This is a genomic window from Arthrobacter sp. CJ23 (assembly GCF_024741795.1).
In the GTDB taxonomy this organism is placed as follows: domain Bacteria; phylum Actinomycetota; class Actinomycetes; order Actinomycetales; family Micrococcaceae; genus Arthrobacter.
The window spans coordinates 2,674,190-2,699,001 of sequence record NZ_CP102950.1 but is presented as its reverse complement, the minus strand read 5'-3'; the positions used below and the strand labels follow the sequence as shown (position 1 = coordinate 2,699,001).

The 24,812-nt window shown below is 65.9% G+C and carries 22 protein-coding genes and 2 tRNA genes; 15 read left to right on the top strand and 9 right to left on the bottom strand.

Annotated elements, in window-relative coordinates; all coding sequences use genetic code 11:
- Positions 1–321: 321 nt before the first annotated feature.
- Positions 322–1,710, bottom strand: a complete 1,389-nt coding sequence (locus tag NVV90_RS11920) for a recombinase family protein (protein ID WP_258437504.1) — start codon at positions 1,708–1,710, stop codon at positions 322–324.
- 8 nt (positions 1,711–1,718) lie between these two features.
- Here NVV90_RS11920 and NVV90_RS11915 point away from each other — a divergent pair, with 8 nt between their 5' ends.
- From NVV90_RS11915 to ettA, 3 genes are all read left to right on the top strand, one after another.
- Positions 1,719–2,138 carry a single-stranded DNA-binding protein gene (locus NVV90_RS11915; protein WP_258437503.1) on the top strand — a complete coding sequence of 140 codons (420 nt, stop codon included), beginning with the start codon at positions 1,719–1,721 and terminating at the stop codon, positions 2,136–2,138.
- Between the two features lie 177 nt (positions 2,139–2,315).
- Positions 2,316–2,834 (top strand): DUF6993 domain-containing protein, encoded by a 519-nt coding sequence (locus NVV90_RS11910; protein WP_258437502.1) that lies wholly within the window; start codon positions 2,316–2,318, stop codon positions 2,832–2,834.
- A gap of 58 nt (positions 2,835–2,892) precedes the next feature.
- The gene (ettA, locus tag NVV90_RS11905; RefSeq protein WP_258437501.1) at positions 2,893–4,575 is read left to right on the top strand and encodes an energy-dependent translational throttle protein EttA; all 1,683 of its coding nucleotides are present in this window, start codon (positions 2,893–2,895) and stop codon (positions 4,573–4,575) included.
- A gap of 148 nt (positions 4,576–4,723) precedes the next feature.
- Here the strand turns inward: ettA and NVV90_RS11900 are convergent, their stop codons facing one another.
- Positions 4,724–5,662 carry an acyl-CoA thioesterase II gene (locus NVV90_RS11900; RefSeq protein ID WP_258437500.1) on the bottom strand — a complete coding sequence of 313 codons (939 nt, stop codon included), beginning with the start codon at positions 5,660–5,662 and terminating at the stop codon, positions 4,724–4,726.
- A gap of 63 nt (positions 5,663–5,725) precedes the next feature.
- Here NVV90_RS11900 and NVV90_RS11895 point away from each other — a divergent pair, with 63 nt between their 5' ends.
- Positions 5,726–6,397 (top strand): hypothetical protein, encoded by a 672-nt coding sequence (locus NVV90_RS11895; protein ID WP_258437499.1) that lies wholly within the window; start codon positions 5,726–5,728, stop codon positions 6,395–6,397.
- 54 nt (positions 6,398–6,451) lie between these two features.
- Here the strand turns inward: NVV90_RS11895 and NVV90_RS11890 are convergent, their stop codons facing one another.
- Both NVV90_RS11890 and NVV90_RS11885 read right to left on the bottom strand, forming a co-directional pair.
- Positions 6,452–6,919, bottom strand: coding sequence for a globin (locus NVV90_RS11890; RefSeq protein ID WP_309304054.1), 468 nt, complete (start codon positions 6,917–6,919; stop codon positions 6,452–6,454).
- Between the two features lies 1 nt (position 6,920).
- Positions 6,921–7,616, bottom strand: a complete 696-nt coding sequence (locus tag NVV90_RS11885) for a mechanosensitive ion channel family protein (protein WP_258437498.1) — start codon at positions 7,614–7,616, stop codon at positions 6,921–6,923.
- Positions 7,617–7,724: 108 nt separating this feature from the next.
- Here NVV90_RS11885 and NVV90_RS11880 point away from each other — a divergent pair, with 108 nt between their 5' ends.
- Positions 7,725–8,714 (top strand): NAD-dependent epimerase/dehydratase family protein, encoded by a 990-nt coding sequence (locus tag NVV90_RS11880; RefSeq protein ID WP_258437497.1) that lies wholly within the window; start codon positions 7,725–7,727, stop codon positions 8,712–8,714.
- Here NVV90_RS11880 and NVV90_RS11875 read toward each other — a convergent pair.
- Together NVV90_RS11875 and pepN are read right to left on the bottom strand one after the other, a co-directional pair.
- Complete coding sequence (locus NVV90_RS11875) at positions 8,711–9,190, bottom strand: OsmC family protein (RefSeq protein WP_258437496.1); 480 nt, start codon at positions 9,188–9,190, stop codon at positions 8,711–8,713. The two genes, NVV90_RS11880 and NVV90_RS11875, sit on opposite strands and share 4 nt — an antisense overlap.
- Positions 9,191–9,254: 64 nt before the next feature.
- Positions 9,255–11,816 carry an aminopeptidase N gene (gene pepN, locus NVV90_RS11870; RefSeq protein WP_258437495.1) on the bottom strand — a complete coding sequence of 854 codons (2,562 nt, stop codon included), beginning with the start codon at positions 11,814–11,816 and terminating at the stop codon, positions 9,255–9,257.
- A gap of 133 nt (positions 11,817–11,949) precedes the next feature.
- Here pepN and NVV90_RS11865 point away from each other — a divergent pair, with 133 nt between their 5' ends.
- From NVV90_RS11865 to NVV90_RS11855, 3 genes are all read left to right on the top strand, one after another.
- A complete protein-coding gene (locus tag NVV90_RS11865; protein WP_258437494.1) occupies positions 11,950–12,942 on the top strand; it encodes a hypothetical protein in 993 nt (330 codons plus the stop codon).
- 119 nt (positions 12,943–13,061) lie between these two features.
- Positions 13,062–13,502, top strand: a complete 441-nt coding sequence (locus tag NVV90_RS11860) for a ribose-5-phosphate isomerase (protein WP_258441155.1) — start codon at positions 13,062–13,064, stop codon at positions 13,500–13,502.
- Positions 13,502–14,407 (top strand): Fpg/Nei family DNA glycosylase, encoded by a 906-nt coding sequence (locus tag NVV90_RS11855; RefSeq protein ID WP_258437493.1) that lies wholly within the window; start codon positions 13,502–13,504, stop codon positions 14,405–14,407. The genes NVV90_RS11860 and NVV90_RS11855 overlap by 1 nt, the downstream gene beginning before the upstream one ends.
- Positions 14,408–14,487: 80 nt before the next feature.
- On the opposite strand, the gene NVV90_RS11850 is transcribed toward NVV90_RS11855, so the two are convergent.
- Positions 14,488–14,561 (bottom strand) — tRNA-Gly (locus NVV90_RS11850).
- Positions 14,562–14,704: 143 nt separating this feature from the next.
- Between NVV90_RS11850 and NVV90_RS11845 the strand changes: the two genes are divergently transcribed.
- The 6 genes from NVV90_RS11845 (at position 14,705) to NVV90_RS11820 (ending at position 19,941) form a co-directional block, all read left to right on the top strand.
- Positions 14,705–14,779 (top strand) — tRNA-Pro (locus tag NVV90_RS11845).
- Positions 14,780–14,848: 69 nt separating this feature from the next.
- A complete protein-coding gene (gene tig / locus NVV90_RS11840) occupies positions 14,849–16,237 on the top strand; it encodes a trigger factor (RefSeq protein WP_258437492.1) in 1,389 nt (462 codons plus the stop codon).
- Between the two features lie 229 nt (positions 16,238–16,466).
- Entirely contained in the window at positions 16,467–17,078 is a 612-nt protein-coding gene (locus NVV90_RS11835) for an ATP-dependent Clp protease proteolytic subunit (RefSeq protein ID WP_258441154.1), read from the top strand.
- Positions 17,079–17,115: 37 nt separating this feature from the next.
- Entirely contained in the window at positions 17,116–17,775 is a 660-nt protein-coding gene (locus NVV90_RS11830) for an ATP-dependent Clp protease proteolytic subunit (RefSeq protein ID WP_258437491.1), read from the top strand.
- A gap of 181 nt (positions 17,776–17,956) precedes the next feature.
- Positions 17,957–19,246 carry an ATP-dependent Clp protease ATP-binding subunit ClpX gene (gene clpX, locus NVV90_RS11825; protein WP_258437490.1) on the top strand — a complete coding sequence of 430 codons (1,290 nt, stop codon included), beginning with the start codon at positions 17,957–17,959 and terminating at the stop codon, positions 19,244–19,246.
- Positions 19,247–19,371: 125 nt separating this feature from the next.
- The gene (locus NVV90_RS11820) at positions 19,372–19,941 is read left to right on the top strand and encodes a disulfide bond formation protein DsbA (protein WP_258441153.1); all 570 of its coding nucleotides are present in this window, start codon (positions 19,372–19,374) and stop codon (positions 19,939–19,941) included.
- A gap of 23 nt (positions 19,942–19,964) precedes the next feature.
- Here NVV90_RS11820 and NVV90_RS11815 read toward each other — a convergent pair whose 3' ends face one another.
- Both NVV90_RS11815 and valS read right to left on the bottom strand, forming a co-directional pair.
- Entirely contained in the window at positions 19,965–20,840 is an 876-nt protein-coding gene (locus tag NVV90_RS11815; protein ID WP_258437489.1) for an Fpg/Nei family DNA glycosylase, read from the bottom strand.
- A 407-nt stretch (positions 20,841–21,247) separates the two neighbouring features.
- The gene (gene valS, locus NVV90_RS11810; RefSeq protein ID WP_258437488.1) at positions 21,248–23,869 is read right to left on the bottom strand and encodes a valine--tRNA ligase; all 2,622 of its coding nucleotides are present in this window, start codon (positions 23,867–23,869) and stop codon (positions 21,248–21,250) included.
- A 176-nt stretch (positions 23,870–24,045) separates the two neighbouring features.
- On the opposite strand from valS, the gene NVV90_RS11805 reads away from it, so the two are divergent.
- Positions 24,046–24,810 (top strand): SDR family oxidoreductase, encoded by a 765-nt coding sequence (locus tag NVV90_RS11805; RefSeq protein WP_258437487.1) that lies wholly within the window; start codon positions 24,046–24,048, stop codon positions 24,808–24,810.
- Positions 24,811–24,812 lie beyond the last annotated feature (2 nt).

Sequence of the window (24,812 nt, the reverse complement as noted above, 5' to 3'; positions counted from 1 at the left end):
GCTCATAGTCTCCTACCAAGAGATATAAGCCCCAGTCGGTAGCCGCGTTCCCCAAGGCGGTTGCCCTGGGGTTTTTTTCATGACCTCAAGGCCATGCTTCGATACTACATGTAGTGCAAGTACCTAGGCGGAACCCCAAGATGATGTATTACAAGTATGTCATTTAATGCACCGCTCATCCACAGGCCGGGTGCCTCAAAATGTCCGTGATTCCGCCAAATCTGGAGATGAAATCCACACCCTGTGGATGAGTTAGCCACATTTGTGCACCGGCGTGTCGCGTCATCACGGCGTGTCGCGACGCGTTGAGTAGCTGCGCGACTAAGCTGTGCGGCTCTCCAGCGCAACATGTTCCGGATTCCAGCGGACGCCCTTGGCGGTCTTTACCAACGTGATCGACTTCCAGACGCTCTGGATGATCCTTCGGCGCTTGGCCAGACTCATCTCGTCCCACTGGAAAACCAGCTCAATCCCTTCCGCTGCTTCATCTTCCGTGGCAACCCTGACAAGGGAGACGGTCTGTAGCTCGGTCAGCTTCCCGTCAATCTCGGCAAGGCGGGCTTCGTGCTTCTCGCGGGGCTTGCGGTACTCGGACGGCCTGAGGCCTTCCTCTGCGGCCTCTTCCTGCCACTGCGCCCATTCCTGGACCTCAGTTGCGCGTGCGGCCCTCAGTCCTTCTAGCTCCTGCTTATCGGCTTCAACTTCTCCGGTATCCATGAATGCCAGCGCGGCAAGCGTCTTCAAGATGACGTGGTCATCGGTACGCTTCATCGTCTTTGCCACGTGCGCGGAATTGGTGCACCGGTAAGACCACATTTCCTTACGCTTGCCGCTGGCCTTGGTGACGCGTGTCCCGTAGCACTTGCCAAGGCATACGGAGCAGGTAAGCAGTCCACTCAGCAGGGTTTCCCGACTGTTGAGCTTGGTCACTGCTCGCTTGGGATCTTTGAGGATTGCGCACACCCCGCGCCACGTCTCGGGCTTGATGATCTCCGGCCAGTTTCCATCCATCTCTTCGCCCTTGTAGACGCGGAGTCCCGCAATGCGCGGAGAGGTCATGACTCGGTGAAGCGTCGTGTTCTGCCACGGCTTGTCAAGGGTGGATGTGATGCCCTGCTCATTCATCCAGCGGACACAATCGGCCATGCTCTGCCCCTCCAGTAGCATCCCGGCAACGGTCTTGACTGCCTCAGCTTCCTGCTTGACGTGCTTCCCGTCCATCTGGAATCCGAATGGCCTCTTTGACCAGTGAGGCTTGCCAGCGTCCCGGCTCTGGGCAAATGCGGCCTTCTGTCGTGCGCTCCGTCGTTCTGTCTCGGCCTTGGCTACGGATGCTTTGATACGGGCAAAGAGTCGCCCGTTGTCGGTGGAGAGGTCAGCGTCTCCGGCGCACGTGGCAAGGAACAGTCCGCGAGACTCGGCCAGTTCGATCAGGTGCTCAAGCTGCGTAGGGTGCCGGTAGAGCCGGTCAAGGTCATACGAGCTGATAGCGTCGAACTCCCCGGCTTCCCAGTCGGCAAGCATCTGATCGTAGGCAGGGCGCTTGGCGCGTGCGCTGGTAGCACTGACGGAGTTGTCTGTATAGACGGGACCGGCTTCCCATCCCTTGCCCTTGAGCATGGCGCGGATGAGCTTTTCCTGTCGATCCACGGCCAGGGCCTCGCCGGTCTTGTCCTTGCTGATCCTGAGGTAGAGCGCCGATTTTGTCATGACCAAAAATGTACACCACTTGGTTCACGGTGCAATCCTTCCGGCACCTGGCTGGCCACATCGGCTGCAGTGTCAAGAAGGGACAGCGCATCATCGTGGTGGGAAAGCTCAAGCTGCGCCAGTGGGAGCGTGAAGGGAAGATCTACCACGTTGCCGAGATCGACGCCGAAACCGTGGGCCACGACCTCATGTGGGGCTCGGCAAACTTCACGCGGATGGCAAGCACCGCCACACCGGCGGCCGCTGCAGCCGGATCCCCGGAAAGCAATGCCTGGACGCCGGGGGAGGACGGAGAGCAGGCGCCCCCCGAGGACGACGAGGACTCAGTGCCGTCCACGGGCTCGCTTGAGCTTCTGTCCGACGACGAGGACGGGGAATCGCTGCTGGTCGACACCGGAACGGGTGAGTTGGTGGAGACCGACGCTTGAACCGCCGTGCCCGCTGGGGCGGGCAAAGGCGTGCAGGGCGCCTGTGGTGCGGCACGTTTCCCCGTGGCGCTGCCGCACCACAGAGCGGGCATCATAGCGCAGCGGGCGATCTGGGCAACGTGCCGCCAAACCCCGTGGCGCCGCCCGGCGCGGCTCCAATGACACAATGGCAAGGTGATGAGCCGGGCACCCCACCAAACAAAGACCAAACCAACGGCCAAGGGCGGCTCCGCTGGATACCTGGCGCTCGCGGCCGCGGCTGTGGCCCTGGCATTGTCGGCCTGCATGGCTCCGGCACAGCAGCCTCCCGCTGCGACGCCCGCCACTCAGGGCTCCGCCTCCTCAAGTGCCACCGCGCCAGCCACCGGGACTCCGGCACCATCCCAGACCGGCCTGGATCCGGCAACGGCCCAGCTGAAGGCAACACTGGAATCCACCCTCGTGTCTTTGGCTGCGGCCAACCCGAAGCCGGGGCAGGACCAGCTCCGGACCGCCCTGCTCGCCGCCGGTATTCCTGCCGGAACCCTGGAGGTGTCCGTCAGCCGGACGCCCACAGGCCTGGACGTCGACGCGATCGAGGCCGCCACACCTTCCGGCCGGAATTGCGTTGTAGGGCAGGTACGCGACGGCGCCGTGGCCGTGACCGTACTTCCGGTCCTGGCAAGCGGCAAGTGCTTCGTCGGGGATTCACGCTAGGGTCCCGTCCGGGAGCCCGAATGTGAGTTAAGCACGCCTACCCATTAGATTTAACGGCATGGCGGAATTCATTTACACGATGACCAAGGCTCGCAAGGCCGTTGGCGACAAACTTATTTTGGACGATGTCAGCATGTCGTTCTTCCCCGGCGCGAAGATCGGCGTTGTTGGCCCCAACGGTGCCGGCAAGTCCACGATCCTGAAGATCATGGCCGGGCTGGATACCCCGTCCAACGGTGAGGCCCGCCTCAGCGCCGGCTACACCGTGGGCATCCTGTTGCAGGAGCCCCCGCTGAACGAGGAAAAGACCGTCCTGGGCAACGTCCAGGAAGGCGTCGGCGAGATCTACGGCAAGATCCAGCGCTTCAACGAAATCTCCGAGGAAATGGCCAGCCCGGATGCCGACTACGACGTCCTCCTCGAGGAAATGGGCAAGCTGCAGGAAGCCATCGACGCTGCCGATGCCTGGGACCTCGATTCCCAGCTCGAACAGGCCATGGACGCCCTCCGCTGCCCGCCGGCCGACTCCGAAGTCACCATGCTCTCCGGTGGTGAGCGCCGCCGCGTTGCGCTCTGCAAGCTCCTGCTCCAGAAGCCGGACCTGCTGCTCCTCGACGAACCCACCAACCACCTCGACGCCGAAAGCGTCCTGTGGCTGGAACAGCACCTCTCCAGCTACCCGGGCGCCGTGCTGGCCGTGACCCACGACCGGTACTTCCTCGACCACGTTGCAGAGTGGATCGCCGAAGTGGACCGCGGACACCTGTACCCGTACGAAGGCAACTACTCCACCTACCTGGAGAAGAAGCGTGCCCGCCTTGAGGTCCAGGGCAAGAAGGACGCCAAGCAGGCCAAGCGCCTTTCCGAGGAACTCGAGTGGGTGCGCTCCAACGCCAAGGGCCGCCAGACCAAGTCCAAGGCCCGTCTGGCCCGCTACGAGGAAATGGCTGCCGAGGCGGACCGCACCCGGAAGCTTGACTTCGAAGAAATCCAGATCCCGCCGGGACCGCGCCTGGGCGGGCTCGTCCTGGAAGCGAAGAACCTGCAGAAGGGCTTCGACGACCGCGTGCTGATCGACGGGCTTTCCTTCACGCTGCCCCGCAACGGCATCGTGGGCGTCATCGGCCCCAACGGCGTCGGCAAGTCCACGCTCTTCAAGACCATCGTTGGCCTTGAGCCCCTGGACGGCGGCGAACTGAAGATCGGTGACTCTGTCAAGATCTCCTACGCGGACCAGAGCCGCGGCGGCATCGATCCGGAGAAGACCCTGTGGGAGGTCGTCTCGGACGGCCTCGACTACATCCAGGTGGGCCACGTCGAAATGCCATCCCGCGCCTATGTTGCGGCCTTCGGCTTCAAGGGCCCGGACCAGCAGAAGAAGGCAGGTGTGCTCTCCGGTGGTGAGCGCAACCGCCTCAACCTGGCACTGACCCTCAAGCAGGGCGGCAACTTGCTGCTCCTTGACGAACCCACCAACGACCTCGACGTCGAGACCCTGAGCAGCCTTGAAAACGCGCTGCTCGAATTCCCCGGCTGCGCCGTGGTGGTTTCGCACGACCGCTGGTTCCTGGACCGGGTGGCCACGCACATCCTGGCCTACGAAGGCGACGACGAGAACCCGTCCAAGTGGTACTGGTTCGAGGGCAACTTCGATTCCTACGAAGAGAACAAGATTTCTCGCCTCGGCGCGGATGCGGCCAAGCCGCACCGCGTCACGCATCGCCGCCTCACCCGCGACTAGTCGCCCACTGGCCGGTAGACCGCCGGCAGCCGGCGCACGCGTCAGCAACAGGAAACCCCGCACGGAATATGTTCCGGGCGGGGTTTCCTGCATGCAGGGATGCTTTCCTTGCTATGAGTGCGGAGGACGTGCTGTGTGTCAGGCGTGCTCAGGCCTGCGCCGTGTTCCTGCTCTGCAGCTCCTCGGGCACGCGCAGCATGCCTTCCTGTGCCACCGTGGCAACGTGCACGCCGCTGCGGTCGAAGATCTTGCCGGTGGCCAGCCCGCGTGCGCCCTGGGCGCTGGGGGATTCCTGCACGTACAGCAGCCAGTCATCCACACGGACGGGGCGGTGCCACCACATGGCGTGGTCCAGGCTGGCGACGCTCATGCCCGGGGTCATCCAGGCCAGGCCATGCTTGCGCAGGACGGGCTCCAGCAGGGTGTAGTCGCTGGCGTAGGCCAGGGCCGCCCGGTGCAGATTGGGAGCATCCGGGAGCGGGCCGACCGTCTTCATCCAGACGGCGTTGGTGGCCACCTTCTCGGTGGGGGCGAAGACATACAGGGCGGGGTCGACGTGCCGCACGTCGAAGGGCCGCTCGGAAGACATATGGCGGGCCATCGGGTTGTCATACCGGGCCAGCAGATCGGCCGTGCTCGGCAGCGATTCGGGGTCCGGAATGCCTGCGGGCATGGTGGACTGGTGGTCCAGCCCGTCGTCCTCGTGCTGGAACGAGGCGATCATGGACAGGATGGGGACCCCGTCTTGGTACGCGTGCACGCGGCGGGCCGAGAACGAGCGGCCGTCGCGCAGCCGCTGCACGCCAAAGGTGATGGGCTTGTTGGCGTCGCCGGGCCGGAGGAAGTACCCGTGCATGGAGTGGGCCACGCGGTCCGGCTCCACGGTCCGCATTCCGGCCATCATTGACTGGGCCAGCACCTGGCCGCCAAAGACCCGGTGGCGCGGCTGCCTCTGGGAGGGCCCCAGGAAAATGTCTTCGTCCGTTCGGGCACCGTCGAGGCTGCCCAGGTCGAGCAGCCCGATCAGCGTATCCATGGGGTCATCGATGGCGGCCTCTTCGTCAAGGCCGATGTACGCGTCAGTCATGGTTCGACTCTAGACGGCGCCCCAACACCGCTCAACCGCCGACATGCCGGTAGAGTCGGTGACGTGTCCGATCTCCTGACCCAGCCCCTCCGTTTCGCCGATCCCCGCGATCTTGCAGACCTCCGCACCTTCGTCACGCGCGCCAAGAGCATCGATGACGGCGCCATCCGCTTGCAGGCCGCGGGCGCGGTGCTTGCCGCCTACGTGTGCGTCCTGAGGCCGCGGATTCTGGGGGAGTCCACCCCCACGGTCCTGGGCCTGCGGACCATCGGCCTGGCTGAGCCGGCAGAGCTTGATGTCACCGTGACGCTCGCGTCCATCACCGACCGCCTGGCGCGTGCAGAGGCCGACGACGTGGAGCTGCCCGTTCCGCCGTCGACCGTCACCGAGTCCTGGGCGGGCGTCGGGGCGCCGCGCGGCGGCTGGGAGCCGATTGGGGCGGTGTCCGACGCCGATCTGAAGGCGGCGGCGGAGGCCGGGATCGCGGAGGTGGCCGGGATCGTACCGGAGCAGCCGGGTGCCGCGATCGTCAACAATGCGCGGGCCGCTGTCTGGGGCCGGGAACTCCCGGGAGTGGCAGGTGTGCCTGCGGGCGCAGCCTTTGCTGCCTTTGCTCTCGGTTTCCTCGGCGACGGCGAGCACCGCCTCTTCCGCAACGGCCGCTGGTTCCGCCTCAGCGGCAGCCGCGGCCACATCCTGGTCCGGACCGGTGCCGGGCTGGGACTGGTCCGCTAGCCAAGGCCAAGGAACCAGCCCAAGGACGAGCCCACAAGCCGCCCGGAACCCGGGTCAGACCACCGAGGGGCTGTTGACCATGCTCAGTGCTGCCCGTTCCATGTAGTCCCAGAGCGTGCCTTCGTGCAGCGGCGACAGCTCGAGGGCATCAACGGCGGTGCGCATATGGAAAAGCCAGCGGTCCTTGGCCTCCGGCGTGACCCGGAAAGGCATGTGGCGCATGCGCAGGCGCGGGTGGCCGCGTTCCTCGCCGTAGGTGGTGGGGCCGCCCCAGTACTGTTCCAGGAACATGAGGAAGCGCCGCTTGGCCGGCTCCAGATCCTGCTCCGGATACATCGGGCGAAGCAGCGGATCCCCGGCCACGCCGTCGTAGAACACGTCGATGAGCTTCACGAAGGTTTCGTGTCCGCCGATGGCCGCATAGAAGCTGTCCGTGTAGGCGGGCTGGCTGAAGGGATCGTTCTGCATCAGCTGGCGGCGCTGCTCCGGCTGGGGCGCTGCGGATTCCTGTTGGCTGGTCATGTCACTCACTTGCTTTCTCGTCTATATCCGTGGCGGGGCGCGTCGGCGCCGCAACCGCGGCTCCCGGGCCGCCGTCGTCATCCGCTGCGGGCGGTTCCTCCGGCACGTAGTCACCCTGCGAGCGGTTGCCCACGCGCAGGATCTCGCCGTTGCGCAGGTACCAGATGGCGCCGTCCTCCGCGCGGACACGGGTGATGCGCAGGCCCACCGATTCAACGGTACCAACCACTTCGCCGGTCACGATCACATCGCCGATCCCGTACTGGTCCTCGATGGTGATGAAGATGCCGGCCAGGAAATCCCGGATCAGCTGCTGGGCGCCGAAGCCGATGGCCACGCCGAGGATGCCCACGCTGGTCAGCAGCGGCGCGATGTCCACGTTGAGGAACTTGAGCACGTAGATGATCACGATGACCACCACGGCCACGCTGACCACGCTGGTCAGCAGCGAACCGATCGTGTGGGCGCGCTGGGCCCGCCGCTCGTGGTCCAGGGCGCGGATGGCCGGCTGGACCCACTTGAAATGCGGCTTCTTGAAGAAAGTGCTGCCCTCGGCCACACGGCGCGTGATGCGCAGGATGGTGAAGCGGGACAGCAGCCAGACAACCAGCCCGATGCCGAGGGTGACCAGGATCCCCCCAGCGTCGATCCCGCGTGCAGCCGTTTCAGTGGCCAAGGTCAATGGCGTGCCGTACATCTGCGGGGCCGCTCCTCACTGTTGCTGATGGTTTGTCCAGGCAGGCCCGTGTTCGCCGGGCGCTGAACCCTCTGTCCTCAGCCAACACTATCGCCGTAGCGTGGCCCCATGCGCATCCTGATTCTCGGCGGCACGGCATTCCTCTCAGCAGAAACCGCCCGGCAGGCGGTCGCGTCCGGGCATGAGGTCACCTGCCTGGCGCGAGGCAGCTCCGGCGGACCGCCCGACGGCGTGGCCTGGGTCCGTGCCGACCGTTCCGAGGGCGCCACAGCCTACGCCGGGGTGGCAGGCGGGTGGGACGCCGTGGTGGAGGTTTCGCGCGAGCCGCGCCAGGCGCGGCAGGCCTTGGAAGCCTTGGGGCCGCGGACCGCCCACTGGACGTTTGTGTCCAGCTGCTCGGTGTACGCCGGGCATTCCGTGCCGGGCGAAAGGGAGGATGCAGAGCTCCTGCCGCCCCTGCCCGTCGATGAGGATTCAAGCCCCGAAACGTACGGGGAGTCCAAGTCCGCCATCGAGCAGCTGACCGTGGAGTTGGCGGGCGAGAAGTCACATATCGTCCGGGCCGGGCTGATCGGCGGACCGGGGGATTCCTCCGACCGCTACGGCTACTGGCCTGCCCGTTTCGCAGGCGCCGAGGATCCGGTGCTGCTGCCGGACATCCCGGACCACGCCACGCAGATCATCGACGTCAGGGACCTGGCGGCCTGGATTCTGTACGCCGCGGAGCAGCAGGTCACGGGCGCCTTCAACGCCGTGGGAGATGTGGTGCCGTTCGGCGAGTACATCGACGAGTCGCGGCGCCTGGCCGGCCCCCTCGGGGAAACGGTGGTGGCCGGCGAGGACTGGCTGGTGGAGCACGGCGTCCAGTACTGGGCGGGAAAGGACTCGCTCCCGCTCTGGCTGCCGTCAGGCCACGATGGCTTCTCGGCACGCCCCAACGCAGCAGCCCGCGAGCTGGGCCTGGCGCTGCGGCCGTGGCAGGAAACCGTGCGGGACACCCTGGAGGACGAACGGGCCCGCGGCCTGGACCGGGAACGGAAGGCAGGGCTGCGCTCCGCCACGGAGCAGCGGCTCCTCGCCGAGTTCCTGGCAGGCTAGGCCGCGGCCGCCGTCGTGCTTGGCTCGTGCAGGACCGGGAAGTTCACGCTCCGGGCGATGAAACAGACCGCGTTGGCCTCGTGATGGAGCTGGGCCATGAGGGAAACATGGCCGGGATCGGCCACCGTGACCTGAGGCTTCAGCGTGACTGATTCGAACTGGCCGCTGCCGTCGCGGTTCAGGCGCATGAGGCCCTGGGCGTTGTCCACGTAGTCCGTCACCACCACGCCGTGCTTCACCGCGACGTGCAGGAAGGACAGCATGTGGCACTGCGACAGGGCCGCGAGCAGGAGCTGCTCGGGGTTGTAGCGGCTGCGGTCCCCGTGGAATGTCGGATCGGAGGAGCCCTTGAGGACGGGCAGGCCGGGGATCTCGACGTCGTGGTCGCGCGCGTAGCCCCGGTACGAGGACGTGCCCTCGCCGAGGTTTCCGGTCCAGCGCACGGTCAGCGAATAGTGGTGTTCAGCCAAGCTCATGCGGACAGTCTAATGGGGCACCCAACTGGCCCCGGTCCCTTGGCGGAACCGGGGCCAGGGTGGTTTAGACGTCCGCGGCGCGGGCCTTCAGGGCCCGGGCAACGCCGTCGCGGTTTTCCAGCATCATGCGGCGCAGGGCGGCGCTTTCCTCCGGCAGGCCAGCCAGGAACGCGTCTGTGCGGTCCACTGTGGCCTGCGTGGTCAGCTGGGCCGGGTAGAGCCCGACGACGATCTGCTGGGCCAGCGCGTGCGTGCGGTCCCTCACGATCCCGGGCACGGCGTCGAAGTACTTCTCCGCGTAGGGCTCCAGGAGTGCGGTATCCGCCACGCGCATGAAGCCCGTGACGGCGGAACCCTGCAGGGCGTTGGACAGCTCGCCCGTGACCACGATGGATTCCCAGGCCGCGGCCTTGGCCTCCGGGGTGGGGATGGCCGCCTTGGCCAGCGCGGCAGCGTTCTGGCCGTTGGCGGTGTTGTCCCGCTCCAGTTCGGTGTCGATCCGCTCCTGCCCCTCGCGTCCGCCAGCCACCAGGGCGGCGAGCAGCTCCCAGCGCATGTCCTGGTCCACAGTGAGGCCTTCAAGCGTTGATGTGCCGTCCAGCAGGGACTGGATGGTGTCCAGCTGCCCGCTGCTGCGGGCCAGCAGGGCGAAGGACTTGGCGAACTGCAGCTGCGCGTCGGAGCCGGTTTCCACCGTGGACGCGAGTTCCCAGAGCTTGTCCGCCGCGGCAACGGTGGCGGCATCCTTGTGCTCGGCGGCCACGTAGTACGTCAGGGTGGTCGCGAGCTGGCGCAGCTGGACCTGGACCACTGACGAATCGCTCTCGTGGGCGATGTTGGCCAGGATCAGTTCGGCGTAGCCGCGGGCCGGGGTTTCTCCGTCGCGGGCAGCATCCCAGGCCGAACCCCACACGAGGGTGCGGGGCAGGCTGGCGGCGAAGTCCTTCAGGTGCGCCTTGGCCGTGGCGAGGGACGCAGGGTCGAGCCGGACCTTGGCGTAGGCGAGGTCGTCGTCGTTGAGCAGGATCAGCTCCGGGCGCTGCAGGCCTGCCAGGGCGGACACCTCGGTGCGGGCGCCGTCGACGTCGAGCTCTTCGCGGTGCACGCGCTCCAGCTTGCCGTTCGGGGAGACGTTGTAGAAGCCCACCGCCAGGCGGTGCGGGCGCAGGGTGGGCTGGTCCTCGATGGCCGACTGCAGGATGGCGAACGAGGCGATGGTGCCGTTGGCGTCCACCGAGATCTCCGGGACCAGGGTGTTGACGCCGGCGGTTTCGAGCCAGAGCTTGCCCCACACGTCCAGGTCACGGCCGCTGGCTGCTTCGAGTTCCACCATGAGGTCGGCCAGCTCGGTGTTCTTCCAGGCGTGCTTGGCGAAGTACGCACGCACGCCGGACATGAACTCCTCGGGGCCCACCCAGGCCACCAGCTGCCGCAGCACGGAGGCGCCTTTGGCGTAGGTGATGCCGTCGAAGTTCACCTCGACGTCTTCGAGGTTGTTGATCTCGGCGAAGATCGGGTGTGTGGTGGGCAGCTGGTCCTGGCGGTAGGCCCAGGACTTCTCCACGGAGGCGAAAGTGGTCCAGGCCCGGTCAAAGACGGTGTTCTCGACGGCCGCCAGGTGGGACATGTATTCGGCAAAGGACTCGTTGAGCCACAGGTCGTTCCACCAGCGCATGGTGACCAGGTCGCCGAACCACATGTGCGCCAGTTCGTGCAGCACGGTGATGGCGCGGCGTTCCACCTGCGCGCCGGTGACCTTGCCGCGGAAGACGTAGCCTTCCAGGATGGTCACGGCGCCGGCGTTCTCCATGGCGCCGGCGTTGAACTCGGGCACGAAGAGCTGGTCGTACTTTTCGAACGGGTACGGGCAGCCGAACTGTGCCTCGAAGAATTCAAAGCCCTGGCGGGTGAGCTCGAAGATGTTCTCCGCGTCGAGGTACTGCATGAGGGACTTGCGGGCGAACACGCCGAGCGGCACCACGCGGCCGTCGGCGCTGGTGACCTCGCTGCGGACAGCCTGGTACGGGCCTGCGATCAGCGCGGTGACATAGGAGGACAGCCGCGGCGTGGGGGCGAAGTCCCAGACGGAACGGGCGCCGCCGTCGCCACCGGGCGTGGTTTCCGCCGGTGCAGGGGTGGGGGAGTTGGAGATGACGTCCCAATGCGAGGGCGCGGTGACCCGGAACGTGAACGCCGCCTTGAGGTCGGGCTGTTCGAACACGGCAAACATGCGCCGCGAGTCCGGCACCTCGAACTGCGTGTAGAGGTAGACCTCGCCGTCCACGGGGTCCACGAAGCGGTGCAGGCCCTCGCCGGTGTTCATGTACGGGGCATCGGCCACCACGGTGAGTTCGTTCTCGGCGGCAAGCTCCGGAAGCTGGATGCGGATGCCGTCGGCCACCTCGGCAGGGTCCAGTTCGGTGCCGTTCAGCGTGACGCTGTGCACGGTCTCGGTGACGGCGTCGATGAAGCTGGACGATCCGGGCACGGCGGAGAACTTGACCACGGTGGTGGAGCCGAAGACCGTGGCGCCCTTGGTGAGATCGAGGGTGACATCGTAGGACTTGACGTTGAGCAGTTCCGCGCGCTGGGCGGCTTCGGCGCGCGTCAGATTAAGGCCTGGCAAGTGGTGCCTCCAGTGGGTTCGGTGTGCCGGCAGGCGGTGGCCATCGCCGGTGGTGTGAAGTCATTCTTTCACTAGTTCGGCCGTTGGCAAGGTGGTGGATCACAGTGTCGCACCGCGGGGGTAGCGTTGAGCCATGGGAACGTTCCGAGACTCTTTGGACCTCCGGGCCCTCCGCTTCGCCGTGGGGTTTCCCCTGCTGCTGGCGCTGGGCTTCGTGGTGTCCGCGCTGTTGATCCGCCGCGACCTTCCGGAACCGGTGGCCATCATGTGGAACGCCGACGGCGGCAGTTCCTTCGCTCCCTTCGGCGCCTATGTGGCCGGTGCCGCAAGCCTGATCGCCTTGGTGGGCTGGCTTGTCTTCGTCCAGGCCGTCCCGATCGCCCGGCCAGTGGCAATGCGCCGCATCATGATGGGGCTGGGGCTGATGATGAGCCTGTTTGTCACCTCGGTGGCGGCCGCCGGCCTCGTGGGGCAGTCGCGCCTGCCGGATGCGCGCTTGTCCCACGTGGACCCCATCGTCCTGGCGCTGGGCAGCGGGGCCGCAGTGTCCCTTGGCGTGGTCATGGCCTTCGCCTTCAAACCGGACGAGCGCTGGACCCCGGAAGACGACCTCGCCCTGGAGGCCGAGCGGATCCTGCGCGAGGACCCCGCCCTGGCCAGGGACTCCCTGCGGATGTGGGTGCATGCCCGCAGTTCGGTGTTCGTGATGATCGTGGTGGCCGGCCTGTTCCCGGCCGTGCTGATCGCAGTGGCTGTGCCATGGCTGGGCGGCCTGCTGGCCCTGGCGGCACTGCTCGGTGCCGGTTTTCTGTTCGCCAGGGTGCGTGCGGACCGGGGCGGGCTCGAGGTTTTCGCCGGTGGCGTGCTGAAGGTGCTGAAGGTTCCTGCCGTGGACATTGCCGGTGCGGCGGCCGCGGACGTCAAGGCCGCCGACTTCGGCGGGTGGGGCTGGCGGCACCACGACGACGCCACGGCCATGCTCGTCAGCAGCGGCCCCGCCGTCGTCGTCCGCAAACTCAACGGCCGGCGCGTCGCGCTGAGCGCCGGGGACGCAGCCACCGCCGATGAACTCGCCGGCATCCTCAACAGGGCCGCCGCGCGGGCGCACGGCCCCGGGCAAGCCTAGTAACCTAGGAAACGCATCCCACACCGCCGCGCCCGGCCAGCTGCCGCATAGGCGCGCCAGAACGAAATGGACTTCCCGTGACCACACCCCGCGTTCACATTGCCACGGACCACGCCGGCATGGAGCTCAGCGCCCACCTGGTAAGCCACCTCACCGCCAAGGGCTACGACGTGGTGGACCACGGACCCAAGGAATACGACGCCCTGGACGACTACCCGTCCTTCTGCATCAACGCAGCCCTCGCTGTCGTCGCGGACCAGGAAGCCGGCGTCCACGCGCTCGGCATCGTCCTGGGCGGCTCCGGCAACGGCGAGCAGATCGCCGCCAACAAGGTCAAGGGCGTCCGCGCCGCACTGGCCTGGAACCTGTCCACGGCAAAGCTGGCCCGCGAACACAACGACGCCAACGTCATCGCCGTCGGCGGCCGCCAGCACAGCGTGGAGGAAGCCACCGGACTCATCGAGGCCTTCCTGCAGGAACCGTTCAGCAACGATGAACGCCACGTGCGCCGCATCGGCAAGATCGCCGTCTACGAAACCACCGGCGAAGTCCTCGCATAGTGCCTGAAGGGCATTCCGTACACCGCCTGGCACGGCAGTTCCAGGACGTATTCGGCGGCCGGCGGCTGGACGTTTCCAGCCCGCAGGGGCGGTTCACCGCCGGCGCCGGCCTGCTCAGCGGGCACACCATGGTGGAGGCCATGGCCCATGGCAAGCAGATGTTCCTGCGCTTCGACCATGGACTCATCCTCCACGTCCACCTGGGCCTCTACGGCGCCTGGAACTTCGGCGGGGACGGGTCCTTCCGCGGCGCCTCAAGCATCGGCGCTCCGCGGCGGATCGGCGAACGCGAAGCGGCCTCCGAGGACATCGGCGGGGGCTCCTACCAGGGCCCGCCCGAACCCGTCGGGGCCGTCCGGGTCCGGCTGGTCTCGGACCATGGCTGGGCCGATCTGCGCGGGGCCACCACCTGCGCCGCCACCACCGAAGCCGAGGCGCAGGCCGTGCTGGACCGGCTCGGACCGGACCCGCTGCGCAACGTCCCGGGCGACCGGGATGAATTCGTGCGGCGCCTCCGCCGCCGCAAGACCGCCGTCGCGCTGCTGCTGATGGACCAGGCCGTCCTGGCCGGCGTCGGGAACATCTACCGGGCCGAAATCCTGTTCCGGCAGGGCGTGGATCCGTGGACGCCGGGGACCGCAATCGACGCCGGAACGGCGGAGCGCATCTGGGATGACGCGGTCCTGGCCATGTCCGACGGTGTCCGGGACGGCCGGATTGTTACGACGCCCCGGGAGCTGTGGAGCACCGGAACGGAAGGTGCCGGAACGGACGTACCCCACGACGACGAGGCCCACTATGTGTACAAGCGGCATGGCCAGCCCTGCCGCAGTTGCGGGACGGCGGTGGGCCTGACCGAGATCGGGGCGCGCAAACTGTACTGGTGCCCTGGCTGCCAGAACTGAGCGGGCTGCCAGAACTGAGCGGGCTGCCGGAATTGAGGGCCAAACGCAAGAAGGGCCCCTCGCTGAGGGGCCCTTCTTCGTGGAGGGGACGACGGGAATCGAACCCGCGTAATCAGTTTGGAAGACTGAGGCTTTACCATTAAGCTACGTCCCCGGGGTCAACCGCATGGCGCCATGGAGGCGTTCCTGTGGTCTTTCCGGCGGCTGTTGAAGCCGGGTATAACTAAACCGAATTCGGCTGCAGCTGTCAAATGTGCATTCGCGGCTTGCTTGCCCGTAGACTGTCCTGTGCATTCACGGGGTGTAGCTCAGCTTGGCTAGAGCGCCTGCTTTGGGAGCAGGAAGTCGCAGGTTCAAATCCTGTCACCCCGACTCTGTGCATGTGTTCCGATCCGGAAAACAGCAGAACCCCATACCCACAAAACCAGGAGTACTTAGACTGTGAAGAGCGCTGTCGAGAACCTCACCGCCACGCGGGTCAAGCTCAACGTTGAGGTTCCCTTTGAGGAACTGAAGCCGAGCATCGATGCCGCTTACAAGACCGTTGCTTCGCAGATCCAGGTCCCCGGATTCCGCAAGGGCAAGGTTCCCACCAAGCTGATCGACCAGCGCGTCGGCCGCGGCTACGTTCTGGAAACCGCCATCAACGATGGCCTCAACGGCTGGTACCAGGCCGCTGTCCAGGAAACCGGCGTTCGCCCGCTGAGCCGTCCCGAGGTCGAGATCACCGAGGTTCCGGACCCGTCCGCAACCGATGGCGAGCTCAAGTTCCAGGTCGAGATCGACGTCCGTCCGGAAATCGAACTCCCGGACTACGCCGGCATCAAGGTCGAGGTTGCTGCAGCCGAGTCCTCCGACGCCGACGTCGACAAGGCCCTTGACGAACTGCGCGGCCGCTTCGGCACGCTCAAGACCGTCGAGCGTCCCGCCAAGAACGACGACTTCCTCACGATCGACATCACCGCCACGATCGATGGCGCTGACATCGACTCCGCAACCGGTCTGTCCTACCAGGTTGGTGCCGGCACCATGCTGGAAGGCCTCGACGAGGCAGTTTCCGGCCTCTCTGCCGATGAAGAGGCAATCTTCGACACCACACTGGTGGGCGGCGACCACGCCGGCGAAGCAGCCCAGGTCAAGGTTGTTGTCAAGGCCGTCAAGGAGCGCGAGCTTCCCGAGGCCAACGACGACTTCGCCCAGCTGGCTTCCGAGTTCGACACCCTTGCCGAACTGCGCGAAGACCTCGCCAAGCAGGCTGCCGAGTCCAAGGTTGTCGGCCAGGGCGTCGAGGCCCGCGACAAGGTCCTGGACAAGCTCGTTGAGCTCGTCGAGGTTCCCGTGCCGGACTCCGTCGTTGCCGAGCAGATCGAAGCGCACTTCTCCCCGGAGAACGCCCACGGCGAAGGTGACCACGACACCGAGGAGCACCGCGCCGAGGTCAAGGCCAACACCGAGCGCGCCTTCCAGAACGAAGTCATCCTGGACGCCATCGCGGACAAGGAAGAAGTCAACGTCAGCCAGAGCGAGCTGATCGACTACATCGTCACCACCGCCAGCCAGTACGGCATGGACCCGAACCAGTTCGCGCAGATCATCGATCAGAGCGGCCAGGTTCCCATGATGGTTTCCGAGGTCCGCCGCCGCAAGGCTCTGGCCGTGGTCCTGGGCCAGGCAGAGGTTGTCGACTCCGAGGGCAACAAGGTCGACCTGAGCGACTTCGTCCGCCCCGCCGGTGAGGCAGCTGAAGAGGCTCCCGCTGTCGAAGAAGCAGAAGAAGCAGAAGAAGCAGAGACCGTCGCCAGCGACGATCCCGCAGCCGTGAAGTTCTAGCAGCACCGCCTGCCGCCCCCGGATCCGTGGATCCGGGGGCGGCTTGCTTTAACGCCGCAATGGCGGCGCTCCGGAGCGGTTCCGCAATCGTGCGCCGACAGCGAACAGCGCGATTCCGGAGAACAAATCGCCTTCGAAAACGGTTAGTGTCCAAGTAGTGAAGTTCAGTGATGTCACTGGCACCAGCGAGAGGTAAGTACTTATGTCACAGCACGCAGCGGCTCCCCGGATGGCAACTGTCGATCCGGCAGCCCAGGACAACTACATCTACAACCGCCTGCTGAAAGAGCGCATTATCTGGCTCGGCTCAGAAGTTCGTGACGAGAACGCCAACGCCATTTGCTCCCAGCTCCTCCTGCTCTCGGCCGAAGACCCGGACAAGGACATCTACCTGTACATCAACTCTCCGGGCGGCTCCGTCACGGCAGGCATGGCCATCTACGACACAATGCAGTTCATCCCGAACGATGTCGTCACTGTGGCCACCGGCCTGGCAGCCTCCATGGGCCAGTTCCTGCTGTCCTCCGGCACCAAGGGCAAGCGCTACGCAACGCCCAACGCCCGCATCCTGATGCACCAGCCTTCCGGCGGCATCGGCGGCACCGCCTCGGACATCAAGATCCAGGCAGAGCTCATCCTGCACATGAAGAAAGTCATGGCAGAGCTGACGGCTGAACAGACCGGCCAGACCGTGGAGACCATCCTCAAGGACAACGACCGCGACAAGTGGTTCACGGCCACCGAGGCACTCGAATACGGCTTCTTCGACAAGATCTCGGCCCACGCAGGATCCGTCGCCGGCGGCGGCGGAACCCAGAACGCCTCGAACTCCTCGAACTAACCGGCACCAAGAACCACTGATACCAGGAGCAATGAACATGAACTACAACTTCGGATGGTCTGCCGGTAACCTCCCGTCCAGCCGCTACGTCCTGCCGCAGTTCGAAGAGCGCACGCCCTACGGCTTCAAGCGCCAGGACCCGTACACCAAGCTGTTCGAAGACCGCATCATCTTCCTGGGTGTCCAGGTGGACGACGCCTCGGCCGACGACGTCATGGCCCAGCTGCTGGTGCTCGAGTCCACCGACCCGGACCGCGACATCACGCTGTACATCAACTCGCCGGGCGGCTCCTTCACCGCCATGACGGCGATCTACGACACCATGCAGTACATCCGCCCCGAGATCCAGACCGTGTGCCTGGGCCAGGCGGCAAGCGCCGCCGCCGTGCTGCTCGCGGCCGGAACCCCCGGCAAGCGCCTCGCACTGCCGAATGCACGCGTCCTGATCCACCAGCCGGCCCTCTCCGGCGGCCAGGGTGGCCAGGCCTCGGACCTTGAGATCCAGGCTGCCGAAGTCATGCGCATGCGCTCCTGGCTTGAGGACACGTTGGCACACCACTCGGGCCGCACGTCCGAGCAGGTCAACAACGACATCGAGCGTGACAAGATCCTCACGGCCGCCGAGGCCATGGACTACGGCCTGATCGACCAGGTGCTTGACTCCCGCAAGATCAAGCCCCAGGCGATCAGCCGCTAGCTTGCACCAACGACGCCGGTGCGGTTCACGAAATATGGACCGCATCGGCGTTCTGTTTCAACCCAAGGCGCCCATTGTGACCTAGAGTGGAAGTTGTCACGGTGGTGCCACCCCGCGGCCGCGCCGTGCATCTGGGCGCAGGCGCAGCCGCCCCACCCGCTTGAAACGAAGGGATTCACACATGGCTCGGATTGGCGAGAGCACGGATCTGCTGAAGTGTTCTTTCTGCGGAAAGAGCCAGAAGCAGGTACGGAAGCTGATTGCCGGGCCCGGCGTCTACATCTGCGACGAATGCATTGAACTCTGCAACGAGATCATCGAAGAGGAACTCGCGGAAGTATCGGATCTGGGCAGCTTCGAGTTGCCGAAGCCGCGTGAGATCTTCGATTTCCTGCAGGAATACGTCATCGGCCAGGAGCCCGCCAAGCGCTCCCTTGCCGTGGCCGTCTACAACCACTACAAGCGTATCCAGGCCGGACACGCACCCAAGACCGGCAGCCTCGGCGAGGGCGCCCACCACGAGGACGTGGAGATCGCCAAATCCAACATCCTGCTCATCGGCCCTACCGGCTGCGGCAAGACCTATCTCGCGCAGACCCTGGCCCGCCGGCTCAATGTACCGTTCGCCGTCGCCGATGCCACCGCGCTGACGGAGGCCGGCTATGTCGGCGAGGACGTCGAGAACATCCTCCTCAAGCTGATCCAGGCCGCCGACTACGACGTCAAGAAGGCCGAGCAGGGCATCATCTACATCGACGAGATCGACAAGATCTCGCGCAAGAGCGAAAACCCCTCCATCACCCGCGATGTCTCGGGCGAGGGCGTACAGCAGGCGCTGCTGAAGATCCTCGAAGGCACGGTTGCCTCGGTGCCGCCGCAGGGCGGCCGCAAGCACCCGCACCAGGAATTCATCCAGATCGACACCACCAATGTGCTCTTCATCGTGGCCGGTGCTTTCGCCGGACTGGAGGACATCATCGGCTCGCGTTCGGGACGGAAGGGAATCGGCTTTGGGGCCCCGCTCAACGAGGCCCGGGACAACGTGGACACCTACGGCGAGGTCATGCCGGAGGACCTGCTCAAATTCGGGCTCATCCCCGAATTCATCGGCCGCCTGCCTGTCATCACCACGGTCTCCAACCTTGACCGCCCTGCCCTGATCCAGATCCTGTCCAAGCCCAAGAACGCCCTGGTCAAGCAGTACCAGAAGATGTTCCAGCTGGACGGCGTGGAACTTTTGTTCGACGACGATGCCCTGGACGCCATTGCCGACCAGGCCCTGGAACGCGGCACCGGTGCCCGTGGCCTGCGCGCCATCATGGAGGAAGTCCTGCTGCCGGTCATGTTCGATCTGCCCAGCCGCGACGACATCGCCAGCGTGGTCATCACCGCGGATGTGGTGTCCAAGAAGGCACAGCCCACCATGATCGCGCACGAAGTCGTCGCCAAGCGCCGGAATAAGTCCGCCTGAGCCCCGGTTGGCATAATCGGTGGCGGACTCACGACCGTCCGCATGCCTGCGCCCCCTGACGTACTACCGAGGAGTTCCCTGTGCCCGAGCTGACCGCCAACAAGGCCGATTTCTGGTTCGACCCGATGTGCCCGTTCGCGTGGGTGACGTCCCGCTGGATCGGCGAAGTGGAGGACGTCCGTGGTATTGAGACCGAGTGGCACGTCATGAGCCTGTCCGTCCTCAACGAGGGACGCGAATTACCGGCAGAGTACCGCGAAAAGATGGACATCGGCTGGGGTCCCGTCCGCGTCATCATCGCCGCCCAGGAGCTCCACGGCAGCCAGTTCGTCAAGCCCCTGTACGATTCCATGGGAACCCAGATCCACCACGACGGCACCAAGGACTTCACCGCCGTCATCGCCAAGGCCCTGGCCGAGACCGGGCTTCCGGCCGAACTGGCCCGCCATGCAGAGTCCGATGAATTCGACGCCAAGCTGCGTGCCAGCCACGAGGCCGGCATCTCCCTGGTGGGCCAGGACGTCGGAACCCCCGTGGTTGCTGTCAACGGCACGGCGTTCTTCGGACCGGTGCTCACCCGCATCCCGCGCGGCGAAGAGGCCGGCCGGATCTGGGACGCCGCCGTCACGCTGGCCGGCTACCCGCACTTCTTTGAACTCAAGCGCAGCCGCACCGAGAAGCCTGAATTCAACTAACCCCCGCAGGCAGCCAGCCGGCGCTACTTGAGGAACCGGGACGTCCGGCGGTCCGCAAGGATTTTCCCGTTCGTCTGGCACGTGGGGCAGTACTGCAGGGAGGTGTCCGCGAAGGACACCTCCCTGACGGTGTCCCCGCAGACCGGGCACGGCAGCCCGGTGCGCGCATGGACGCGGAAGTTGCTCCGCTTGACGTCCTTCAGGTCGCCGGAGGTCTTGCCGGTTGTCGCCTGCACCGCCGTCTCCAGCACATTGACGAGAGCCTCGTGGAGCCTGTGCACGGTGTCCTGGTCCAGGGATTTGGCGATCGCGAACGGCGAGATCTTCGCGGCATGCAGGATCTCGTCGCTGTAGGCGTTGCCGATTCCCGCAATGACGCTCTGGCTGCGCAGCAGTCCCTTGATTTGCTGGGAACTGCCGGCAAGGATCCCCGCGAGTGTGTCCCCGTCGAAGCCCGGAGCGAGCGGATCTGGCCCCAGCGTGGCAATGCCGGGAACCTGTTGGGGATCCCGCACCACATGGACGGCCAGGCTTTTCTTGGTGCCCGCCTCGGTCAGGTCGACGCCGATGTGTCTGGCGCCGTTGTCGGCGGTGAAGAGGAGCCTCGCCGCGATGTTGCTTCCGCCGAGCCGGAGCTGCGTGGAGCTGGGGCTCTCCGTGTAGCGCAGCCAGCCGGCCTTGGCCAGATGGAAAACGAAGAACAGTCCGTCCGCGTCCAGGCTGATGAACTTTCCGAAGCGCTCGACGCCGGCAATCGTCCGGCCTTCCAGCGCCGAGTAGGGCGGGTCGGCCGTCTTCAGGACGGCGAACGAGGTGATCTGCACCTTCGTCAGCTCGGTCCCGCGGAGCTGGGTGTCCAGGAAGCGGCAGAGTCCGAGGACTTCGGGAAGTTCCGGCATATCCATACTGTGCCACACACGGCTGGACCACCACACGGCAAAAGGGCCTTGGGAGAACTACAAGACTGTAGTTCTCCCAAGGCCCTTGCGCATGTCTGGGGCCGGGACCACAATGGAACTTACCCACTTCGAAAGAAGAGGGACACGGAAACCAAAGATTCAGTGACATGCATCCAACGCAGCCTTCGGCAAAGTTAGACGCAAGCTACCTGTGACGAGGTAGGAAGACCTGAAATTCCAAGGATTCCGCCAGACTGTCAAGCCGTCACCGGACAGCCGAAAAGTCGAAGCCCCACCAACGGCAAAACGCTGATGGGGCTTCCCCTTTGCCCGAAAACGCCCGGGCCACCCGAAAACTCCCGGGCTGGCCGGAGAACACGGGCAGCCCGGAGTCCCGGGCCCCACTTCTAGGCCTGGCCAGGCTCCTCGGCCGGAGCCAGCACCACATCGCTGACCGTCAGCTCGCCTTCACCGGACTGCAGGGTGATTTCCTGCGCGTTGGCGGCTGCCTTGAGGTCGCCGAGGCCCGCCTTGAGCTGGGCCACGAGGGACTCGTTGGCCGTGATGGTCGCGGAGAGCACCCCGGTGCGCTGCTTGACCTTGGCCTCGGACTTGGCCTTGCGGATGCCGCTCAGCGCAACGCCCACCGTGCCCAGCATCGTCGTGTCGCCGTCGGCGATTTCCAGCGCTGCCGGCCAGGCGGCGCGGTGCACCGAACCCGTGCGCCACCAGCTCCAGACCTCTTCGGTGGCGAAGGGCAGGAACGGGGCGAACAGGCGCAGCAGGGAGTCCAGCGCGGTGGCCAGCGCCGCCAGCACCGAGGCCTGCTCGGCCTCGCCGGCGGCACCGTAGGCGCGGTCCTTGATGAGCTCGACGTAGTCGTCGGTGAACTGCCAGAAGAACGACTCGCTGATCTGCAGTGCACGGGCGTAGTCGTAGTTCTCGAAGGCCTTGGTGGACTGGGCCACCACGTCCGAGAGCTGCGCCAGCAGGGCCCGGTCCAGGGGGTTGCTGAGCACGGAGAGGTCCTCAGAGACCACGGAGTTCTCGGTGGCGCCCAGGTTCAGCACGAACTTGGAGGCGTTGAGCAGCTTGATGGCCAGGCGGCGGCCGATCTTCATTTGGGCGATCTCGTAGGCCGTGTCGGCGCCGAGCTTGGCCGAAGCCGCCCAGTAGCGCACAGCGTCGGAGCCGAACTCGTTCAGGACGTCCGTGGGGACAACCACGTTGCCCTTGGACTTGGACATCTTCTTGCGGTCCGGGTCCAGGATCCAGCCGGAGATCGCGGCGTGCTTCCAGGGCGCGCTGACCTGCAGGGCATCGGCACGTACGGCGGAGGAGAACAGCCAGGTGCGGATGATGTCGTGTCCCTGCGGGCGCAGGTCGAAGGGGTAGACCTTGCTGAACAGTTCCTCGTCGCGGCTCCAGCCGCCCACGATCTGCGGGGTAAGCGAGGACGTGGCCCAGGTGTCCAGGACGTCGGCGTCGCCCGTGAAGCCGTTGGGCTTGTCGCGCTGGGCTTCGTCGTAGCCGGGAGCGGCGTCGGCGGCCGGGTCCACGGGGAGCATCTCGTCCGAAGGCAGCACGGGGTGGTCGTAGTCCGGGTTGCCCTGGGCATCCAGCGGGTACCAGACGGGGATCGGCACGCCGAAGAAGCGCTGGCGGGAGACCAGCCAGTCGCCGTTCAGACCGGCAATCCAGTTCTCGTAGCGGGAGCGCATGAAGGAGGGGTGGAAGTTGATTTCCTTGCCACGGCCGATCAGGCGTTCGCGGCGTTCCTCGTCGCGGCCGCCGTTGCGGATGTACCACTGGCGGGAGGTGACAACCTCAAGGGGCTTGTCGCCCTTTTCGAAGAAGTTCACCGGGTGGGTGATCTTCTTCGGCTCGCCGTCCAGCAGGCCTGCAGCGGTGAGCAGCTCCACCACGGCTTCCTTGGCGGAGAACGCAGTCTTGCCGGCAATCGCGGCGTAGGCTTCTTTGCCGGCGGCGGTGGTGATCCACTCGGGAGTGTCGGCAATGATGCGGCCGTCGCGGCCCATGATGGCGCGGGTGGGCAGCTGCAGTTCACGCCACCAGGTGACGTCGGTCAGGTCGCCGAAGGTGCAGACCATGGCGATGCCGGAGCCCTTGTCCGCCTTGGCGAGCGCGTGGGCCTTCACCTCGAGCTCAACATCGAACAGGGGCGACTTCACGGTCTTGCCGAACAGCGGCTGGTAGCGCTCGTCGTCGGGGTTTGCCACCAGGGCGGCACACGCGGCGAGCAGTTCCGGGCGGGTCGTCTCGACGAAGATCTTCTCGCCCTCGGCGGTGAAGAACGGGTAGCGGTAGTACGCGCCGGCAACCTCGCGGTCCTCGAGTTCGGCCTGCGCCACGGCAGTGCGGAAGGTGACGTCCCACAGCGTGGGGGCTTCGGCCATGTAGGCGTCGCCGGCGGACAGGTTCGCGAGGAACGCGCGCTGGGACACCGCACGGGACGTGTCGTCGATGGTGCGGTACGTGAGGTTCCAGTCGACGGACAGGCCCAGGGTCTGGAACAGGTTCTCGAAGACCTTCTCGTCCTCAACCGCGAGTTCCTCGCAGAGCTCGATGAAGTTCTGCCGGGAGACGACGTCGAAGTCGCGCTGGTTCTTCGCAGGGTCCGCCGGCGGGCGGTACGCGGCGTTGTAGGGGATGGCCGGATCGCAGCGGACACCGTAGTAGTTCTGCACGCGGCGCTCGGTGGGCAGGCCGTTGTCGTCCCAGCCCATCGGGTAGAAGACGTTCTTGCCTGTCATGCGCATGTAGCGGGCCTGGACGTCGGTCTGCGTGAAGGAGAACATGTGGCCGACGTGGAGCGAACCCGACGCCGTCGGCGGGGGAGTGTCGATGGAGTAGACCTGCTCCCGGGTGGTCTCCGGGTTGAACTTGTAGGTTCCTTCGGCAAGCCAGCGCTGCGTGAGGGCAGCTTCGAGGCCCTCGAGGGCCGGCTTGTCGGGAACGTTGATCGGGGCGGTTCCGGGCGTGTCTGTGCCCTGCGTTGATTCAGCCATGGGCCAATTGTTTCATGGCCCCCTTTGTTCCGCGGCACGCGGGTCTGTAGTGCCATGCGCCCATGACCGGGTTGGGCCCGCATGGACGCCGTCGGATCCTGCTCAATCATTCGACTCCGGCCTGCAGCCCTGCCCGCAAAACCGGTGCTCCGGCGGGGCAGCGATAAGGTGGTGCCATGACTTTGGCAGCAGAGAACAAGACGGCAGTAGTAACCGGGGCGAGCACAGGAATCGGCGAGGCCACCGTGCGTGCGCTCGCAGGCGCAGGCTGGCGGGTCTTCGCCGTGGCACGCCGTGTGGAGCGGCTCGAGGCGCTCGCGGCCCAGACCGGTGCGGTGCCGTTTGCGGCGGACATCTGCAACGACGACGACGTCGCGGCCCTGCTCGCGGCGGTCACCGAGGCCGGGGGAGCCGACACCCTGGTCAACATCGCAGGCGGCGCCCGCGGTGCGGACACCATCGCCAATGCGAAGACCGAGGACTGGGACTGGATGCTCCAGGTCAACGTACTGGGCACCATGAAGATCACGCGCGCATTCCTGCCGATGCTGCGCGCCCACGGTGAGGCCACCGTCCTGAACCTGACCTCCACGGCCGGGCTCACCGCCTATGAGGGCGGCGGCGGCTACAACGCGGCGAAATACGCCCAGCACGCCATGACCGGCGCCTTGCGCCTGGAAGAAGCGGAAAACAACATCCGCGTGATCGAGGTGCTGCCGGGCCTGGTCCGCACCGAAGAGTTCGCCCTTAACAGGCTTGGTGACGGCGCCGCGGCGGCCAAGGTCTACGCCGGCGTCGAGAAACCCCTCATCGCGGACGACGTCGCCGACATCGTCAAGTACGCAGTGTCCCTGCCGCACCACATCAACCTGGACGAAATCGTGGTCCGCCCCGTGGCGCAGGCGGCCACACACAAGCTGATCCGCAAAGCGCAGTCCTAGCC

Excerpts from the sequence above, each read along its gene's own strand:
- NVV90_RS11920 (WP_258437504.1), bottom strand. The coding sequence starts at position 1,710 with ATGACAAAATCGGCGCTCTACCTCAGGATCAGCAAGGACAAGACCGGC.
- NVV90_RS11915 (WP_258437503.1), top strand. The coding sequence starts at position 1,719 with ATGTACACCACTTGGTTCACGGTGCAATCCTTCCGGCACCTGGCTGGC.
- NVV90_RS11910 (WP_258437502.1), top strand. The coding sequence starts at position 2,316 with ATGAGCCGGGCACCCCACCAAACAAAGACCAAACCAACGGCCAAGGGC.
- ettA (WP_258437501.1), top strand. The coding sequence starts at position 2,893 with ATGGCGGAATTCATTTACACGATGACCAAGGCTCGCAAGGCCGTTGGC.
- NVV90_RS11900 (WP_258437500.1), bottom strand. The coding sequence starts at position 5,662 with ATGACTGACGCGTACATCGGCCTTGACGAAGAGGCCGCCATCGATGAC.
- NVV90_RS11890 (WP_309304054.1), bottom strand. The coding sequence starts at position 6,919 with ATGACCAGCCAACAGGAATCCGCAGCGCCCCAGCCGGAGCAGCGCCGC.
- NVV90_RS11885 (WP_258437498.1), bottom strand. The coding sequence starts at position 7,616 with ATGTACGGCACGCCATTGACCTTGGCCACTGAAACGGCTGCACGCGGG.
- NVV90_RS11880 (WP_258437497.1), top strand. The coding sequence starts at position 7,725 with ATGCGCATCCTGATTCTCGGCGGCACGGCATTCCTCTCAGCAGAAACC.
- NVV90_RS11875 (WP_258437496.1), bottom strand. The coding sequence starts at position 9,190 with ATGAGCTTGGCTGAACACCACTATTCGCTGACCGTGCGCTGGACCGGA.
- NVV90_RS11865 (WP_258437494.1), top strand. The coding sequence starts at position 11,950 with ATGGGAACGTTCCGAGACTCTTTGGACCTCCGGGCCCTCCGCTTCGCC.
- NVV90_RS11860 (WP_258441155.1), top strand. The coding sequence starts at position 13,062 with ATGGAGCTCAGCGCCCACCTGGTAAGCCACCTCACCGCCAAGGGCTAC.
- NVV90_RS11835 (WP_258441154.1), top strand. The coding sequence starts at position 16,467 with ATGGCAACTGTCGATCCGGCAGCCCAGGACAACTACATCTACAACCGC.
- NVV90_RS11830 (WP_258437491.1), top strand. The coding sequence starts at position 17,116 with ATGAACTACAACTTCGGATGGTCTGCCGGTAACCTCCCGTCCAGCCGC.
- clpX (WP_258437490.1), top strand. The coding sequence starts at position 17,957 with ATGGCTCGGATTGGCGAGAGCACGGATCTGCTGAAGTGTTCTTTCTGC.
- NVV90_RS11820 (WP_258441153.1), top strand. The coding sequence starts at position 19,372 with ATGTGCCCGTTCGCGTGGGTGACGTCCCGCTGGATCGGCGAAGTGGAG.
- NVV90_RS11815 (WP_258437489.1), bottom strand. The coding sequence starts at position 20,840 with ATGCCGGAACTTCCCGAAGTCCTCGGACTCTGCCGCTTCCTGGACACC.
- valS (WP_258437488.1), bottom strand. The coding sequence starts at position 23,869 with ATGGCTGAATCAACGCAGGGCACAGACACGCCCGGAACCGCCCCGATC.
- NVV90_RS11805 (WP_258437487.1), top strand. The coding sequence starts at position 24,046 with ATGACTTTGGCAGCAGAGAACAAGACGGCAGTAGTAACCGGGGCGAGC.